The sequence below is a fragment of the Variovorax paradoxus genome, from assembly GCF_030815975.1.
GTDB classification, from domain to species: domain Bacteria; phylum Pseudomonadota; class Gammaproteobacteria; order Burkholderiales; family Burkholderiaceae_C; genus Variovorax; species Variovorax paradoxus_N.
Map to the genome: position 1 here is coordinate 1,554,756 of NZ_JAUSXL010000002.1, position 14,401 is coordinate 1,569,156.

A 14,401-nucleotide genomic window follows, 5' to 3' on the forward strand; every position below is an offset into this window, starting at 1 on the left:
CCCGCTCCGAAAAAAAAGCCGCCGGCCCTCGGGTCCGGCGGCTTTTTTCATGGCGGTGACAGCAAGGAAAATCAGGGCAGCGTGACCGTCCACGCCTCGAAGCTCTTGCGCACGTCGACCTGGCGCGCGGTGCGTGCCGTGAAGGCGAAGGTGCTGATCGAGGAACCTTGGGCGTATTGCCAGCTGTTGTTGTTGTTGGCCGGCACGCAGTGCACGTCCGAGGGGCCCACGGGCTGGCAGTAGACGACCGCCTTGCGGGTGTTGCTGCGCACGGTGACGGTCTCGTTGAAGCGCGCGCCGCCGCCGGGCGCCCTGCCGAAGACGCTGAACGCGGTGGGCGCGAGCGCGCCGTTGGGAACCACCCAGCCATCGAGATTGCCGTCGGCGCTGAAGTCGACGTTGTTCGCTTCGGCGCCGGTCGGGTCCACCGCCCCGAAGACGATCCCGCGCGGGCTGCCCAGGCTTTCCGAAAGCACCTCGGCGCGCAGGGCGGGCGTGAGCTCCACCATGGGCGCCTGCACGGCTTCCGCGATGGTGGGCACCCGCGAGAAGGTGCGCACGTACTGCACCACGTTCGGCGTGCTGCCGTCGGTACGGAAGAACTCCAGCTTCCACACCGTCTGGTCGGCGATCTTGCCGAGCTGCTCGTCGGTGTACGGCGGGTCGGCGAAGAGGTTGGCGTTGTCGAAATCGCTCGGGCTGCCGTTCTGCGCCGGGTCCAGGTAGCGTGCGGACATGCGCCACACCGGCGAGTTCAGCGCGGAACCCGCCGTGCCGTCCGGCGTGAGCACCAGCGAGTTCAGGCCGGCCTTGGGCACCAGGACCAGTTCCTTGCCGGGCAGCGAAGCCGTTGTTGCCACCACCTTCGAAAGAACCGGGTCGCCGTTGCCATCGCGTACGTTGTCGATGGAGATGGCGTAGCCGACCGAATGGAAGACCAGGTTCTGGTGCTTCAGGAAGTCTTTCTTGTCGAGCTGCGGGCGCACGAACGCGCGGTAGGTGTTGCTGTTGCCGGTGAGCTTCAGCGCGCCATCCACGATCTTGGCGTTGAAGACGTCGTTGTCGGTGTTGCCGAGAACGTCGGTCCAGCGGTAGGTCAGTGCGACGTCGCCGTTCTTGTGGAAATATTCGAAGTTGCCGCGGTCATGCTTCAGGTTGGTGGGGCCGAAGCGGAACAGGCTTTCGAACGAGCGGCGCACGCCGCTGCTCACGCGGCCGATGGGCGCGCCGGCCGCCACGAAGCTGGCCGGGTCGTCGCCCACGAACAGCGTGCGGCATGCCGGCGCCACCACGTTGGCGGCGCTGCCGTAGGCATTGCCGTCGGGCTCGATGGGGCTGTCGACGCGCTGCCCGAGCGGCAGCGCATAGCAGGCGTTGATGCGGTCGAGCAGCGCCTGCACCATGGCCGGCGTGGGCGGCTGCACCAGGGCCGCGGCGTCGATGGCGGGCAGCGTCGCAATGGTGGCATCGCCGCTGCGAAAGACGATGGACACCGGCGGGCTGTCTTCGCCGGCGGGTAGCGCCTTCACGGTGATTTCTATGCTGGATGCCGTGCCGTCGGGGCGGACCGACACGTTGAGGGCATCGAGCACGCGGTCCTGGCCGGTGCCGTTGGCCTGGAACTCGCCGCTCATCGGGTCGATGCTCGCATCGAGCGCGGCCAGCAGCGGCTGCAGCGCGGCCAGCAGCTTGGCCACCTGGTCGCCGATCGACCCCGCCGTGACGGCGCCGGCGTCGGCCTGGATCGCGGCGGCCAGCTTCGACGGGTCGCCATTGGGCGAGAGCTGCGCCACGATGATGGTGGTCAATGGCGTCACGTTGGTGGTGCCGGTCGCGGTGCTGGCGGTGGTGCTGTAGAGGGTCAGGTCGTCGCGCACGGCCTGGATCACCAGCGGCGCCTTGGTGCCGGCGGGCAGCGAGCAGGTGTAGCTGCCTTCGGGCGTGGTGGTCACTTCGCAGACCTTGGCGCCGGTCTGGTCGAACACCGTGAGCGCCGCACCCGCAAAGGCCGCGCCGGTGGCGACAGTGCCGCTCAGGGTGGTGGCCGCTGCCGCGGGCGGCTCTCCGCCGCCGCCGGACGATGGGGGAAGGAAACCGAAACCGCCGCCACCGCCGCCACCACCGCCGCATGCGGCAAGAAGCGCCAGGGTGACGACGGACAGGGCATGGGGGATTTTCCGGGGGAGAGAGGGCATCGGTGGGCTCTTCGAAAAGGTTGAAAGCCCCGGACCATCCGGGGTCCGCAAACAATAGCTTTCACTTTTCTAAAGAAAATGATGCAAATGCACCATTCTTGAAACGCGCCGATCGTTCCTCGGGTTTCCGAGGGGGAGATGCAGAAAGTACCCGCCAGCGAATCACCGAAACATGGGATGCGGTACCCCGCCGCTGCAGGAAAACTCCGTCAATGACCAGCCAGGCACTGCACGACTTCAGCACGCTGCTGCTGCATCTCTACCGGCTCTCGCACGAGCTGCCGATCGACGCCTTCCAGGACGCCGCGCTCGAGCTGATCAAGCCGGTGCTGCCCTTCGACGCGTCGATGTGGGGCACGGCCAGCACGGCCAGCGAGGGGATCGACGTGCACACGCTGCACCTACACCGCAAGACGCCCGAGATGATGATGGAGTACGACAACTTCAAGCACCTCGACTCCGCGGCCGCGAGCTTCTTCGGCAAGGGACACGGCACGCGGGGCTTCAACTCGGCGAGCTGGTGGAGCGAGCCCAAGTACGCGCCCTTCCTGGACTACGTGCGGCGCTACGACCAGAACAACATCTTCATCACGATGGACAGCGACCCGCGGACCAACTTCATGCACTGGTTCTCGCTGTTCCGCGCCGACCCCGACGCGCACTGCAGGCCCGAGGAAGTGAGCCTGCTGGCCAGCCTGTCGCCGCACATGATGCAGGCGCTGGCGCTCAACCGCCTGATGCACCTGGGCCGCACGCTCTCGCCGGCCTCGGGCTCGCAGCCCCGCGGCTCGGCCATTGCAGACCTGAAAGGCGCGATCTACCACTGCGACGTGACGTTCGTCGCGCTGATGCAGGAGGAGTTTCCGGGCTGGCCGCGCCAGGCGCTGCCGTCATCGCTGCAGGAGCATTTCATGACGGAGCAATGCGCCTACATGGGCCGGCATGTCGCGGTGTCGTACCGGCTCGAGCAGCGCCTGCTGTTCCTGAGCGTGCGCAAACGCTGCCGCGCCGACGGCCTCACGCCGCGTGAGCACACCGTTGCCGAGCTGCTTGCCCGGGGCGACACCCACAAGGACATCGCGGCCATCCTGAACCGCTCGCCCGCCACCGTGCGCAACCACATCCAGTCGATCTACGACAAGCTGCAGGTGGGCAACGTGGCGGGCCTGATCCAGGAACTGCGGCTCGCGGGCTGACCGGCCCGCGCCGATGGCGGCCCACGCCGCGCCTCACTTCGGCCGGATCGCGTCGGCCGTGCCCTGAATGAAGGCCTTGATGCTCTCGATGTCCTCGCCCGAGAGCTTGCCCGTGAAGTCGGGCATGCCGCGCGCCATGGCCGGGCCCTTGAGGATGAACTTGTCGAGGTTCTCGATGTAGGCCGCATCCATGTAGCCGAGATTCGGGATGTTGCCGCCGCGGTCCACGCCGGGCACGCCATGGCAGAACACGCAGTTGCTCACATAGAGCATGGTGCCGGCCTGGACCTTGGCGGGGTCGTACTTCACGCCCTGCACGAGCTGGTTCATGCGGTACTGCACGAACTCCGGCATCCTGGCGGTGCCGCCGACCGCAAAGGTGTAGACCGTGCCCGGGCCCTGCCGCTCGGTGGCGCGCTGCGAGAGGCCATAGACGCCGCCCCAGCCCACCGCCACCGACACGTACTGCCTGCCGCCGACCATGTAGGTAGACGGCGCCGCCACCACGCCGGTGCCGGTGGGCGTTTCCCAGAGCTTCTCGCCGGTCTTCGCGTCGTAGGCCAGCAGGCGGCCGTCGGCCGTGCCCTGGAACACGAGGTTGCCCGCGGTGGTAAGGGTGCCGCCGTTCCAGGGCGACGCGTAGTCCACGCCCCAGGCTTCCTTCTGCGCGACCGGATCCCAGGCGACGAGACGGCCGAAGGGCTTGCTCTTCGGCGGCTCGGCGTTGATGGACATCGCAGTGTTCCAGCCCAGCGCGGCGTGCGGGCGGCCGGGTGCGTTCTGGTCGAACTTCCAGTCCTTGTCGTCCATCAGGTTGATCGGCACGTTCTGCGCGGGCAGGTAAGCCAGCCCGGTCTGCGGGTTGAACGACATCGGATGCCAGTTGTGCGCGCCGAAGGGTCCGGGAACGCTGTCGCCGGGCTTGTCGTTCTGGCGCGCGGCGGCGATCTCGATCGGCCGGCCGCTGGTGTCGTAGCCGGTGGCCCAGTTCACTTCGGTGAAATTCTTCGCCGAGATGAACTTGCCGTTGGTGCGGTCGATGACGAAGAAGAAGCCGTTCTTCGGCGCATGCAGCAGCACCTTGCGCGCCTTGCCGTCGATCTTCAGGTTGGCCAGGATCATCGATTGCGTGGAGGTGTAGTCCCAGTTGTCGCCCGGCGTCTCCTGGTAGTGCCACACGTACTTGCCGGTGTCGGGGTTCAGGGCCACAACCGAGCCGAGGTAGAGGTTGTCGCCGCCCTTGGGGCTGCGCTTCTTGTGCGCCCATGGCGAACCGTTGCCGGTGCCCACGTACATCAGGTCGAGTTCGGGGTCGAAGGCGAAGCTGTCCCACGCGGTGCCGCCGCCGCCGGCTTCCCAGTATTTGCCGCTCGGGTCCCAGGTCTTGGCGGCGCGCGCCATCGATTCGTCCTCGAAAGGCTTGGACGGATCGCCCGGCACGACGAACCAGCGCCATTTCTGCGCGCCGGTGTTGGCGTCGTAGGCCGTGACGTAGCCGCGCACGCCGTACTCGGCGCCGCCGTTGCCGATGATGACCTTGCCCTTGAAGACGCGCGGTGCGCCGGTGATGGTGTAGGAGCCCTTCTGCCCCTCGATGGTGTTCTTCTCCCAGACCTTCCTGCCCGTGGCCGCATCGAGCGCGATGAGGCGGCCGTCGTAGGCAGCCACGTAGACCTTGCTTTCATGCAGCGCGACACCGCGGTTCACCACGTCGCAGCAGCCCCTGAAGCCCTTGGACTTGTCGACCTGCGGATCGAAGCTCCAGAGCTTCTGTCCGGTGCGCGTGTCGATGGCATGCACCACGCTCCACGACGCCGTGACATACATGACGCCATCGACCACCAGCGGCGTGGCCTCGACGCCGCGCGTCGATTCGAGGTCGTAGGACCAGACCAGGCCGAGCTGCTTCACGTTGCCGGCGTTCACCTGATCGAGCTTGCTGAAGCGCGACTCGGCGTAGTCGAGGCCGTAGCTCGGCCAGTCGGGCGTCTTCTTCTCTGCCGCATTGGCGCGGATGAAGCTGCCGTTCACCCGCTTGGCGGCCGAAGCCGCGCGGTCCTGCGCATTGCCTGGCGCCTGGGCCTTCGCTGCCGCGGTGCCCAGGCACAGCAGCGCGCCGGCCAGCATGAGCAGCCCGGTGTGGATCTTTTTCATCGTGGGTCTCCTTGGTGCCGCAAGGATCGTTCGCGCCGCGCCCGCGTTCATCTTCGGGATTTCCCCAGGCCGTCGCTGTTCCATTGCGGCACACATTCCAGGGGGCGGCGTTTCCCCCATTTCCTGGTTCCCCAATTTGCGAGGAGCAGCGAACAGCATGGCTTTCGAAAGGCTGAGCACGGCGGCTGCGCCGCGCCAACTTTTTTCCAGCACGCCGGCGCAGCGCGTCGCGCTCGCGCGGCAGCAGTTCTTCGAGGAAGGCGTGCGGCCTTCAGGACTGGTCGGCGAAGCGGTGATCCAGTCATGGCTGCGCTGCACCCGCAACCACAGCGACCGGCAGCGCATCGTGCCTTTCGATGCGGTCACGCCGAGTCGGCTGCACGCCACGCTGGCGCGCAACCGCGAGCTGCTCGAAGTGGCGCGCCAGGAGCTCGCGAGCATGGAAAGCGCGCTCGCGGGCACCGATTGCCGCGTGATCCTGACCGACGGCGAAGGCGTGGTGGTGCATGTCACGCACCAGCCGGCCGCGGCGCACCAGCCAGTGCTGCGCAAGACCGCGCGCGTGGGCGTGAACATTTCCGAGCGCATCGTCGGCACCACGGCGCCGGGCATCGTGGCGAGCACCGGGCAGGCCTGCACGGTCGACGGCGCGGAGCATTACTTCGACGTGCTGTCGCAGATGCAGTGCGCCGCGGCCCCGATCCGCGATGTGGCGGGCCGGCTCGCGGGCGTGCTCGACATCACGATGGAAGCGCGGCGCTTCGGCTTCGACGCCGCCTCGATGGTGGCGCTCTATGCCACGACCATCGAGAACCGCCTGCTGCAGGCGCAGTCGCGCGACCACCTGATCCTGCGCTTCCAGGCCAGCCCCACCTTGCTGGGCACGCCCATGGAAGCGCTGGCCGGGGTGGCGCCCGACGGCACCATCGCCTGGCTCAACGGTGCCGGCGCGCGGCTGATCGGGCGCCTGCCCGACGCGGCCGGCGAGCGCGATGTCGAATCGATGCTGGGCCACGACCTCGCGAGCCTGCTGCGGCTGGAGCGGCGCGAAGCCGCGCAGCCGCTGCGCCTGGCGAGCGGCCTGGGCGTCTGGGTGCAGGCGCGCCTGAAGGCAGCAGCGGATGGCGCGGACTTCGGGCATGCGGTGGCGATGCCCGGCGACGCCGGCACGGTGTTGCCCATCGAGCCTGTAGCTGCACTCGATGCGTTGGCGACGGACGCGCAAGCAGTCGCCCCCCACCACGTGCAGGCGGAACCGATGCCGGGCGAAACCCTGCGCGAGCACAGCCGCAAGCTGATCGAGGAAACGCTGGCGGCGCAGGGCGGCAACGTGTCGCAGGCGGCGCGGCAGCTGGGCGTATCGCGCGGCACGCTGTACCGGCGGCTGCGCGGCTGGCGCGAAGAGGACAAGGGCACGCCGCGCGCGCCGGACTGAACGCTCAGCGCTTGGGCAGCGCGTAGGCGATCACATGGTCGCCGGTGCGCGTGCCCAGCGAGCCGTGGCCGCCCGCGGCCACCACCACGAACTGGCGCCCGTCGCTGCCGCGGTAGCTCATCGGCGTGGCCTGCCCGCCCGCGGGCAGCCGGCTGCGCCACAGCTCCTTGCCGTTGGCGACGTCATAGGCGCGCACGAACTGGTCGAGCGTGCCCGAGAGAAAGGCCACGCCGCCGGCCGTCATCATCGGCCCGCCGAGGCTGGGCACGCCCATCGCAAAGGGCAGCGGCAGCGGCGAGCTGTCGCGCACCGTGCCGTTCTTGTGCTTCCACACCACCCGGCCGGTGCGCAGGTCGGCCCCCGCCACATGGCCCCAGGGCGGCGCCTGGCACGGCAGGCCGAATACCGAGGTGAAGGCGCTGAGCTGCACCGCAAAAGGCGCGCCGAAGTTCTCGTTGAGCGCGGGCAGGCTGTCGTTGGGCCGGTTCTTGCCTTGCACGTAGAGCGCGGTGTCGTCGGCGCGCGGAATGAGCCTGGACACGAACGCCAGCGAGGCCGGCGTGGTGAACGCCAGCTGCCGCTGCGGATCGACCGCGATGCCGCCCCAGTTGAAGACGCCGAAGTTGCCCGGATAGATCAGCGAGCCCTCGGTCGACGGCGGCGTGAAGCGGCCTTCGTAGCGCAGCCGGTGAAAGGCGATGCGGCAGGCCAGCTGGTCGAACACGGTACCGCCCCACATGTCGGCCGGCGTGAGCGCGGGCGGATCGAAGGACAGCTCCGACACCGGCTGCGTCAGCGAAGTGTGGTCGCCCGCGGCCGCGCCCTGCGGCGCGGGCCGCTCATGCACCTTCACCACGGGCTTCCCGTCGCGGCGGTCGAGCACGAACAGTTCGCCCTGCTTGGTCGGCTGCACGAGCGCTGGCACCGTCTCGCTGCCGATGCGCAGGTCGATGAGGCTGGGCTGCGAGGGCACGTCGTAGTCCCAGAGGTCGTGGTGCACGGTCTGGAAACTCCAGCGCACGCGGCCGGTGGCGAGGTCGAGCGCCACCACCGAGGACGAGTAGCGCTCGGCCCCTGCGGTGCGTTTTCCGCCCCATTGGTCAGGCGGCTGGTTGCCGGTGGGCACGTAGACCAGCCCGAGTGCCTCGTCCACGCTGGAGATCGACCAGCTGTTCGGCGAGTTGGCCGTGTACATGCGGTCGGCCGCGATGGGCGCGGTGTCGTCCGGGTTGCCCGAGTCCCAGTTCCACACCAATGCGCCGGTGTCGATGTCGAAGGCCCGGATCACGCCCGAGGTCTCTTTCGTCGAGACGTTGTCCAGCACCGTGCCGCCCACGATGATGAGCGAGCGCGTCACCACCACGGGCGAGGTCGAGTAGTAGGAGCCGGGCTTCACGTTGGGCATGTTCTTCCAGAGGTCGATCTGGCCCGTGCCGCCGCCGAAGCGCATGCAGGGCCTGCCACTCCCGGGGTCGAGCGCGATGACGCGGCCATCGGCCGTGGGCATGAAGAGCTTGGCGTCGCAGTCGCCGCCCGCGGTGGGCAGCGATGAAGGCGATGATGGCGATGAAGCGGCGGCGGGCGCGGACCGCACCGCGCTGCCCGGGTCGTAGGAAAGGCCGCGGCAGGTCAGGTGCTGCAAGGCCAGCGGGCGCCGGATCTCGGGCGTGTAGCGCCAGAGCTGCTGGCCGGTGGTCGCGTTCAGCGCCACCACCGACTGGTGCGGCGTGCAGAGAAAAAGCTTGTCGCCGATCTTCAGCGGCGTGACCTCGAAGGTCGTCTCCTCGGGGTCGCCGCTCTGGCCGCGCACGTCGCCGGTGCGGAAGTGCCACGCCTCCTGCAGTTCACCAGCGTTGGCCGGCGTGATCTGGTCGAGCGCCGAATAGCGCTGGCCCATGCCGTTGCCGCCGTAGGCCGTCCAGTCGTCCTTCGGCGGGGCCGGTGCGGCGTTTGCCGATGCCGCGACGGCTGCCGCGGGCGCCGGCATGGTGCCTTCGATGCGGGTCGCGTCGCGCGTCCACGAGAACACCGCGGCAGCCAGGAAGGCCAGCAGCGCCACGCCGAGAAAGCCGCGCGCGGGCGCCACGCCTGCGGCCTTGCGGCGCGCCAGCGCACGCGGTACCCACGGCATGAGCAGGAACACGCCGATCACGAAGAACACATCGCCGCGCGCCGCCAGCGGCCACCAGTCGAATCCCACTTCCCACAGGGCCCAGGCCAGCGTGAACGCCACCACGGCCGCATAGACCCAGAGGCCCGCGCCGCCGCCGCGCGGCAGCAGCACCGCGGCAACGATCAGCCCGAGCCCCGCCGCGAGGTAGTACCACGAACCGCCGAGCACGACGAGCCACGCGCCTGCCGCCCCCAGGGCCAGGCCCGCAAGGCCGATGACAACGGCGGTGATGTTGAGCAGCGCGGAAGAAGGCGCACGAACGCGCGCGGCGGCATCGGGCATGGCAGGGGCTCCAGGTTTTTTCTCGAACCTAGGCCAAGGCCGCGGCGATGCGCGTAGGCGGTTTGCGCATGTCGCCGTGCATCACCGGACGCGCGGCCGCTTGCCGCCGATCTTTTTAAACAGAAGGTATTCGGTCTTCGTTGCGCGCGGCGCGGGCCCGGCGCATGCGCGCATCGGGCTGCAGCGGCCTGAGGTATTCGTGCAATGCCAGCGCGGCAGCGCCCACGGCGGGTGCAAGCGCGCGATAGCGCGCGATGCGCAGATCGGGCGCGGGCATGCCGGCCGCATCGGCATGGCGCTGGACCCTCTCGAAGGCCGCCTGCGCCAGGCCGCGTTGCCCGGTACAAGACTTGCCGCCAAGCACGATGGCGCGCGGATCGAAGGTGACCCAGAGGTTCTGCAGCAGCACGCCGAAGAACGCCGCCGCATGCGCCATGCCGGGCGCTTCGCGCTTGAGCGCGCGCGAGCCGAAGAAGGCCTCGGCGCAACCGCGGCGCCCGCACGAGCACAGCGGCCCGTCGATCTGCAGGATGGTGTGGCCGATCTCGCCCGCCATGCCCTGCGCGCCCGTGAAGAGCCGATCGTTCAGCACCACGCCGGCGCCCACGCCCACGTCGCAGCTCACGAAGATCAACGGGTCCGCGCTCTCGCCGCCGGAGAACTCGTACTCGCCGAGCGCGGCGGCGTCGGCATCGTTCTGCAGCTGCACTGTGACGCCCGGCAGCCCCGCCGCGGCAAAGGCTTTTTCGAGCGCGGGCAGCAGGCTCACATTGCGCCAGCCGAGGTTGGGCGCGAAGCGGACCACGCCGGTGCAGTCGTCCACCGCGCCGGGCACGCAGACGCCGATGCTCGACAGCCGCAGCCCCAGTGCGTTGAGCTGCCCGTGCGCCGCCGCGGCCATGCGCGCGACCTGCGCGCATGCGCCGGCCGGTGTGCTGTCGGCCAGCGCCTGCGTGTCGGCATGCAGCACCTCGCCCTGCAGCGAGACGCACACCAGGCGCACCGTTTCCACCGCGATCTCGACACCCATCAATGCGCGCACGCCGACGTTGATCCGCAGCGGCGTGGAAGGCCGTCCCAGTCCGTCGGCCACCGCGGTGCCCGCTTCGCTGAGCCAGCCTTCGTCGAGCAGTTCGCGCACCAGCAGGCTCACGGTCGATTTGGTGAGGCCGCTCTCGCCCGCAAGCCGTGCGCGCGACAGGCCCGGCCGCGCGCGCAGGAGCCGCAGCAGCACGCTGCGGTTCATGCGCTTGAGCAGCTGCTGGTCGCCGATGGTCACGGGGCCACCCTGCCTTCGTTCACCTGTGGGCCTGCTCTTTTCCCTCGGGGCGCTTGCCGGCGATGATCATGCCGAGCACTTCGTCCTCGGTGACGTCCGCGGTGCGGTAGGTGCCGACGAGCTTGCCGGTCTTCATTACCGCGACGCGGTCGCTCAGGGAGAACACGTCGGGCATGTCGTGCGTGATCAGGAAGATGCCGACGCCGTCGGCCTTGAGCTGCTTCACGAGGCCGCCGACCATCGCGGTCTCTTCGGGGCCGAGCGCGGCGCAGGGCTCGTCCATGATGAGGATGCGCGCATTGAAGTACAGCGCGCGCGAGATCGCCACCACCTGCCGCTGCCCGCCCGAAAGCCTGCGCACCGGAATGCGGATGTTGCTGAAGTTCTTGTTCAGGCGCTGGAACACCTTGCGCGCCTGCACTTCCATGAAATGATCGTCGAGCGTGTTCCAGCGCGTCATCTTCTCGCGGCCGAGAAAGAGGTTGGACACCGAGTCGAGGTTGTCGGCCAGCGCGAGGGTCTGGTAGATGGTCTCGATGCCCAGCGCCTGCGCCTCGGCCGGCGTGCGGATGTGGACCTTCTCGCCCGCGATCAGCGTCTCGCCCGAATCGACGGGGTAGGCGCCCGCGAGCATCTTCATGAGCGTGGACTTGCCCGCGCCGTTGTGGCCGAGCACCGCGACCACTTCACCGGGATGGAGGTTGATGCTCACGCCATCCACGGCCTTCACGCCGCCGAAGGCCTTGCGGATTTCCTTCAGTTCGACCAGGGGCGTTGATGTGTCGACCGTGGTCATTGGGGTTCCTTTCGCTGTGCACTGTTGTGACGCGGGGTCTTCGCTTTCGGAGCGTGTGTGTTCTTGTCGCTGCTGTTCAGGGCGCGTGCACAGGCCACCGGGTACTCCCCTCCGCGAATGTCCCCCGGCCTGCGGCCTCCTCCTTTATTTCGCTGCGGGGAGCACCCGATGCCCTGTGCACCTGGGCACGCTGCTGGTGTACCGCTGATCAACGACGGCTCTGTCCAACGCTCCCGTCGATGGGGTGCCTTGCGCAGCGAAATCAAGGAGGAGCCCGAAGGGCGGGGGACATTCGCTTCGCCGCGTACCCCGTCGGCGGGAGCGCGCCCTGAATGGCAGCGCCCTGAACAACGCACTTTCATTTCTAGTTTTCCCCAAACTTGCGTCGATACAGCACGTCGAACACGACAGCCACGATCAGCACCTGCCCGATGATCACCATGCGCTTGCCGATCGGCACGTCGAGCAGCAGCATGCCGCTGTCGAGCGACTGCATGATCAGCGCGCCCAGCACCGAGCCGAAGATCGAACCGGTGCCGCCCGAGAGCGCCGTGCCGCCGATCACGGCGGCCGCGATCACGTACAGCTCCATGCCTGTGCCAAGCGAATTGGTGCCCGCGTTGAGCCGCGCAATCGACACGATGGCCGCCACCGTCACCAGCACCGCGAGCAGCGCAAACAGCATCAGCGTGACGCGCTTGACCGGAATGCCCACCAGCGCCGCCGCATCGGGATTGCCGCCCATCGCGAACACATAGCGGCCGAAGCGCGTGCGGTGCACGATGAACGACAGCACGATCGCCACCACGGCCCAGATCAGCACCGGAATCGGCAGGCCCTGCGGCGCGTCCTTCGAGGCGATCTGGTAGTTGTTCATGACCGCCGCGAAGACGAACACCACGGCCGCCGCCACGGCCGTCAGCAGCACTTCGAGCCACAACGGCTCGTTGGGCATCTCGTGGTGCGCGCGCGCACGGCGCTTCTGCAGCATGCGCGCGAACAGCACCACCGCCACGAAGGCCGCGAGGACCCAGGTCATGGTGGTGCCGATGCCGCCGTCGTAACCGCCGCCCAGGCGCTGGAAGAATTCGTCGTTCACGGGCTGCGTCTTGCCGTCCGCCACCAGGAAGGCGGCGCCGCGGAACGACATCAGCCCGCCGAGCGTGACCACGAACGAGGGCACGCCCAGCATCGCCGTGAGCCAGCCCTGGTAGATCGACACCAGCAGCGCCACCGCGAGCCCCGCAAGGCAGGCCGCGGGCCACGACCAGCCCGAGGTGTATTGCAGGTAGGCGATCAGCACGCCGACGAAACCCATGACCGAGCCCACCGACAGGTCGATGTGGCGCGCCACGATGACCAGCACCATCACCGTCGACACGATGCCCACCACGGCCGTCTGCTGCGCCACGTTGTAGAGGTTCTCGGGCGACAGGAACACGCCGCCGGACATCACGTTGAAAACCACCCCCATTGCGATCAGCAGCACGCTCATCAGCAAGAGCCGCAGGTCGACGCCTGTGCGCCGCCACCAGCCTGGCGTTGGATTGCTCATTTTTTCAGATCCTCTCGAACGGACAACAGGTGCGCGGCGGCGCCCCGGGCGGGACCATGGACCGGCCGGACACGACAGTGCGAAGCGGGTGGGCGGCGCTTCTTCTTCGCGCCCGCTCGCTCGCTCTTCTTGCTACTTACTTGCAGGCCGCGGGCGCGCTGGCGGCCTGGACGCCCTTGCAGAGCTCGTCCTTCTTGATCCAGCCAGCCTTCACGACCACGTCGAGGTTGTCGCGCGTGACCGGCACCGGCGTGAGCAGCCGCGACGACAGCGAGATCTTCTTCGGCCCGGAATTCCACGGCGCGGCCTTCTCGACCGGCTTGCCCTGCGACAGCGCGATGGCGGCGCTGGCGGCTTCGCGGCCGAGTTCGCGCGAATCCTTGAAGATGGTGGCGGTCTGCGTGCCCAGCGCAATGCGGTTGAGCGCCGCGAAGTCGGCGTCCTGGCCCGACACCGGAATGCCGCGCAGGCCCTTGGCCGTGAGCGCGGCCACCGCGCCGCCGGCCGTGCCGTCGTTGGCCGCCACCACCGCATCGACCTTGTTGCCGTTCTTGGTGAGGATCTGCTCCATGTTCTTCTGCGCCACCTCGGGCTTCCAGCCTTCGGTGTACTCGTCGCCGACGATCTTGATGTCGCCCTTCTTCACCGCGGCGTCCAGCACCTCCTGCTGGCCCGCGCGCAGGAAGTCGGCGTTCGGGTCGCTGGGCGAGCCCTTGATGATCACGTAGTTGCCCTTGGGCTTGACCTTGAAGACCTCGCGCGCCTCCATGCGCCCGACCTCGACGTTGTCGAAGGTGATGTAGAAGACGCCGGGCGCCTCGATCAGCCGGTCGTACGCGACCACGGGCACCTTCTGGCGCGTGGCCTTGGTGACGGCGGGAAGAATGGCGTCCTTGTCCATCGCCAGCACAATGAGCGCCTTGGCGCCCTTGGACATCAGCCCCTCGATGTCGCCCAGTTGCTTCTCGGGCGAGCCGCCCGCATCGGCGCTGATGTACTTGGCGCCGAGTTTCTCGAGCTGGGCCTTGATGGCCGCCTCGTCGGTCTTCCAGCGCTCTTCCTGGAAGTTGGACCAGCTCACGCCGACCACGGTCTGGGCCAGCGCGCCCACTGCGGTAAGGCCGAAGGCCATGGCGGCCAGGGTGTGCTTGAGTTGCATCGATGTCTCTCCTTGGAGGAAGTGCCCGGCTAAGAAAGCCGTGTAAGAAATTAGTTAGTTTGAAGGCCGAACTAACTATCCCATCGCAGCAAGGGCGTGGGCACCCGGGAATTCCCGGGGAATGCGCATGTGGGCCGGCTGCACGAGCATCGAGAAAATCGATGCTCAGCAAGAAAA

At 68.3% G+C, this 14,401-nt stretch carries 9 protein-coding genes; 2 read left to right on the top strand and 7 right to left on the bottom strand.

The genetic code is table 11. The annotated features are described in order from the left end of the window. Window positions 1-71 precede the first annotated feature (71 nt). Window positions 72-2,195, bottom strand: coding sequence for a carboxypeptidase regulatory-like domain-containing protein (locus QFZ47_RS11115; protein ID WP_307655689.1), 2,124 nt, complete (start codon window positions 2,193-2,195; stop codon window positions 72-74). Window positions 2,196-2,407: 212 nt separating this feature from the next. Here QFZ47_RS11115 and QFZ47_RS11120 point away from each other — a divergent pair, with 212 nt between their 5' ends. Then, a complete protein-coding gene (locus tag QFZ47_RS11120) occupies window positions 2,408-3,391 on the top strand; it encodes a helix-turn-helix domain-containing protein (RefSeq protein WP_307655690.1) in 984 nt (327 codons plus the stop codon). Between the two features lie 33 nt (window positions 3,392-3,424). Here QFZ47_RS11120 and QFZ47_RS11125 read toward each other — a convergent pair whose 3' ends face one another. Further along, entirely contained in the window at window positions 3,425-5,545 is a 2,121-nt protein-coding gene (locus tag QFZ47_RS11125) for a PQQ-dependent dehydrogenase, methanol/ethanol family (protein ID WP_307655691.1), read from the bottom strand. Window positions 5,546-5,702: 157 nt separating this feature from the next. On the opposite strand from QFZ47_RS11125, the gene QFZ47_RS11130 reads away from it, so the two are divergent. Then, window positions 5,703-6,980 carry a helix-turn-helix domain-containing protein gene (locus tag QFZ47_RS11130; RefSeq protein WP_307655692.1) on the top strand — a complete coding sequence of 426 codons (1,278 nt, stop codon included), beginning with the start codon at window positions 5,703-5,705 and terminating at the stop codon, window positions 6,978-6,980. Between the two features lie 4 nt (window positions 6,981-6,984). Here the strand turns inward: QFZ47_RS11130 and QFZ47_RS11135 are convergent, their stop codons facing one another. The 5 genes from QFZ47_RS11135 to xylF all read right to left on the bottom strand — a co-directional run bounded on the left by QFZ47_RS11135 (window position 6,985) and on the right by xylF (window position 14,224). After that, window positions 6,985-9,435 (bottom strand): membrane-bound PQQ-dependent dehydrogenase, glucose/quinate/shikimate family, encoded by a 2,451-nt coding sequence (locus QFZ47_RS11135; protein ID WP_307655693.1) that lies wholly within the window; start codon window positions 9,433-9,435, stop codon window positions 6,985-6,987. Between the two features lie 115 nt (window positions 9,436-9,550). Further along, window positions 9,551-10,714 (bottom strand): ROK family transcriptional regulator, encoded by a 1,164-nt coding sequence (locus tag QFZ47_RS11140; protein ID WP_307655694.1) that lies wholly within the window; start codon window positions 10,712-10,714, stop codon window positions 9,551-9,553. A 19-nt stretch (window positions 10,715-10,733) separates the two neighbouring features. Then, the gene (locus QFZ47_RS11145) at window positions 10,734-11,510 is read right to left on the bottom strand and encodes an ATP-binding cassette domain-containing protein (RefSeq protein ID WP_307655695.1); all 777 of its coding nucleotides are present in this window, start codon (window positions 11,508-11,510) and stop codon (window positions 10,734-10,736) included. Window positions 11,511-11,874: 364 nt separating this feature from the next. After that, window positions 11,875-13,065 (bottom strand): sugar ABC transporter permease, encoded by a 1,191-nt coding sequence (locus tag QFZ47_RS11150; RefSeq protein ID WP_307655696.1) that lies wholly within the window; start codon window positions 13,063-13,065, stop codon window positions 11,875-11,877. A 136-nt stretch (window positions 13,066-13,201) separates the two neighbouring features. Continuing rightward, a complete protein-coding gene (gene xylF, locus QFZ47_RS11155) occupies window positions 13,202-14,224 on the bottom strand; it encodes a D-xylose ABC transporter substrate-binding protein (protein ID WP_307655697.1) in 1,023 nt (340 codons plus the stop codon). Window positions 14,225-14,401 lie beyond the last annotated feature (177 nt).